This window comes from Nocardioides sp. (assembly GCF_035429765.1).
Lineage (GTDB): Bacteria > Actinomycetota > Actinomycetes > Propionibacteriales > Nocardioidaceae > Nocardioides.
Genome location: NZ_DAOMFK010000264.1, coordinates 1 through 3,408, shown reverse-complemented (window position 1 = coordinate 3,408; position 3,408 = coordinate 1). Strand labels below are relative to the sequence as shown.

Sequence of the window (3,408 nt, the reverse complement as noted above, 5' to 3'; positions counted from 1 at the left end):
CCACGGCACGGGCGCCGAGGTCGGCGAGGTGCCGGGCGGCCACCTCGGCCGAGGACAGCGGACCGAGCAGTCGCAGCAGGTCCGCGACCCCCTCCGCGTCCCGGGCCCGGCGGTCGGGGGCCAGCCGCTGCAGCTCGGCCTCGACCTCGGCGAGCACCGCCGGGTCCAGCAGCTCGCGCAGCTCGGCCCGACCCAGCAGCTCGGCCAGCAGCCCCTGGTCCAGGGACAGGGCCGCGGCCCGACGCTCGGCGAGCGGGGAGTCGCCCTCGTAGACGAACTGCGCGACGTACCCGAACAGCAGGGTCCGGGCGAACGGGGAGGGCTGCTCGGTGGGCACGTCGGTGACGGTCACCTCCCGCCGCTCCACCCGCCGCATCAGGGCGGTGAGCGCCGGCAGGTCGTAGACGTCCTGCAGGCACTCGCGGACCGCCTCGAGGACGATCGGGAAGGACGGGTACCGCGCGGCCACCTCCAGCAGCTGGGCCGAGCGTTGCCGCTGCTGCCACAGCGGGGAGCGCCGGCCCGGGTCGCGGCGGGGCAGGAGCAGCGCGCGGGCGGCGCACTCCCGGAAACGGGCCGCGAAGAGGGCCGAGCCGCCGACCTCCGCCTGGACCAGCTCGGCGACCTCCTCGGGGTCGAAGACCACTAGTTCCGCTCCCGGCGGGTCGGCGTCGGAGTCGGGGACGCGGATGACGATCCCGTCGTCGGAGGCCATCGCCTGGCCGTCCACGGCGTACTGCTGCCGGAGCCGGGCGTTGACCGCCAGCGCCCACGGGGCGTGCACCGGCGTGCCGTACGGCGAGTGCAGGACCAGCCGCCAGTCACCCAGCTCGTCGCGGAACCGCTCGACGACCAGGCTGAGGTCGCTGGGCACGACCCGGGTCGCCTCCTGCTGCTCGGTCAGGTAGCCCACCAGGTTGGCGGCCGCCCACTCGTCGAGACCGCTGGCACGGGCCCGGGTGAGTGCCCGCGCCTCAGGGAGCGCGCCCAGCTCCCGGGCGAACGCGCCCACCGCCTCCCCGAGCTCGGCGGGCCGCCCCAGCGAGTCGCCCTTCCAGAAGGGCAGCCGCCCCGGGATCCCCGGAGCGGGGGTGACCAGCACCCGGTCGTGGGTGATGTCCTCGATCCGCCAGCTGGTTGCGCCGAGCGCGAAGACGTCGCCCACCCGCGACTCGTAGACCATCTCCTCGTCGAGCTCCCCGACCCGCCGTCCCGGCCCCTCGGCCCCGACCAGGAACACCCCGAAGAGGCCGCGGTCCGGGATCGTGCCGCCGCTGGTGACCGCCAGCCGCTGGGCGCCGGGCCGACCGGTGAGCGTGCCCGTCACCCGGTCCCACACCACGCGCGGGCGCAGCTCGGCGAACTCCTCGGAGGGGTAGCGGCCGCTGAGGAGGTCCAGGGTGGCCTCGAAGGCGCTGCGCGGCAGGTCGGTGAAGGGGGCGCTGCGGCGGAGCAGGTCGTAGACCTCGTCGACGCTCCACGTGTCCAGCGCGGTCATGGCCACGACCTGCTGGGCCAGCACGTCGAGCGGGTTCGCGGGGACCGCCAGCGACTCGATGAGGCCGGCTCGCATCCTTTCGACCGCGACCGCGGTCTGGGCGAGGTCCCCGCGGTGCTTCGGGAACAGCACCCCCCGGGACACCTCACCGACCTGGTGCCCGGCCCGCCCCACGCGCTGGAGGGCGCTGGCCACGCTGGGCGGGGACTCGATCTGCACGACCAGGTCGACCGCGCCCATGTCGATGCCGAGCTCGAGGCTGCTGGTGGCCACGACGCAGGGCAGCCGCCCCCGCTTGAGGTCGTCCTCGATCAGCGCCCGCTCCTCCTTCGAGACCGAGCCGTGGTGGGCCCGGGCGACCACCGGGGGAGCGGCGTAGGTCTGCCCGGACTGGGCCATCACCTGGGCCGGCGGTGCTCCGAGGCCGGGTCGGGTCGCGGCCGGGGCACCTTCGGAGGCGGCCCGCTCCGCGGCGATCTCGTTGAGCCGCGCGGTGAGGCGCTCGGCCAGCCGGCGGGAGTTGGCGAACACGATCGTGGCGCGGTGCGCGGCGATCAGGTCGGCGACGTGCTCCTCCACGTGCGCCCAGATCGAGGCGGCGCGCCGGGGGTCGAGCTCGTCCGCCCCGCCCCCCTCGTCGGGACTGGTCATGTCCTCCACCGGCACCACCACGCGGAGGTCCCACTCCTTGCGTGCCGGCGGCGCCACGATCCGGACCGGTGCCGTGCCCCCCAGGAAGCGGGCCACCTCCTCGTGGGGGCGCACGGTCGCGGAGAGGCCGACCCGCTGGGCCGGGCGGGGCAGCAGCGCGTCGAGCCGTTCCAGGGACACCGCCAGGTGGGCCCCCCGCTTGCCGCCCGCGAGGGCGTGCACCTCGTCCACGATGACGGTCTCCACGCCGCGCAGGGTCTCCCGGGCCTGCGAGGTGAGCATGAGGAACAGCGACTCGGGCGTGGTGATCAGGATGTCCGGCGGGTGGCTGGACAGGGTGCGCCGCTCGCCTGCGGGGGTGTCGCCCGAGCGGAGACCCACCCGCACCTCGGGCACCGAGGAGCCCAGCCGCTCCGCGGTCTGCCGGATGCCGGCGAGCGGCGCCCGCAGGTTGCGCTCCACGTCGACGGCCAGCGCCTTGAGCGGGGAGACGTAGAGCACCCGGCAGCGGTGCCGCCGCTCCGCCGGGGGCGTGCTGGTCAGCAGCCGGTCGAGCGACCACAGGAACGCCGACAGGGTCTTGCCCGAGCCGGTCGGCGCCACCACCAGCGCGTGGTGCCCGTCGGCGATCGCCGCCCAGGCGCCGGCTTGCGCGGGCGTGGGGGCGGCGAAGGACGCGGCGAACCATGCGCGGGTCGCCTCGCTGAACCGCGCCAACGGGTCGGGCGTCTCGGAACCGGACACGCCCCCATCCTGGCCCACGGCACCGACAGCCGGTTCCGGCGAGGCATGCTGGGGTGGTGGCGACCCGCAGACCAGCCCCTGCGTCCTTCACGGAGGCGGAGGCCTTCTTCGCCGGCTCCTCGCTCGGGCTGGCGGTGTTCCGGAGGGTGCAGGCGGTGCTCGAGCAGTGCGGTCCGTGCGACCTGCGGGTGGCCAGGACCCAGGTGGGCTGGGCGCGGCGCCGCGGCTTCGCGTTCCTCTGGCTGCCCGGCCGCTGGCTGCGCGCCCCGGACGCGGAGGTGGTGCTCACGGTCGCCCTGACCCGGCGCGACCCCTCACCGCGGTGGAAGGAGGTGGTCCAGCCGCGCCCCGGGCTGCACGTGCACCACCTGGAGCTCCGCGACGCGGCCGACGTGGACGAGGAGGTCGCGCAGTGGCTGCGGGAGGCGTACGCCGCCGCCGGGCCGGCGGCGGCCGCCGGGAGGCCCGGCTGACTCCGGCCGACCCAGCGTGCCCGTGCCGGTCACGAGCGACTC

Annotated in this window: 2 protein-coding genes; one reads left to right on the top strand and one right to left on the bottom strand. The window is 76.0% G+C overall.

Annotated features, from left to right (window positions below; genetic code table 11):
- Positions 1-2,893: DEAD/DEAH box helicase (locus PLP61_RS15855; RefSeq protein ID WP_324503725.1), on the bottom strand; the 2,893-nt coding region annotated here is incomplete at its 3' end.
- 56 nt (positions 2,894-2,949) lie between these two features.
- Here PLP61_RS15855 and PLP61_RS15850 point away from each other — a divergent pair.
- A complete protein-coding gene (locus tag PLP61_RS15850) occupies positions 2,950-3,366 on the top strand; it encodes a DUF5655 domain-containing protein (protein ID WP_324503724.1) in 417 nt (138 codons plus the stop codon).
- Positions 3,367-3,408 lie beyond the last annotated feature (42 nt).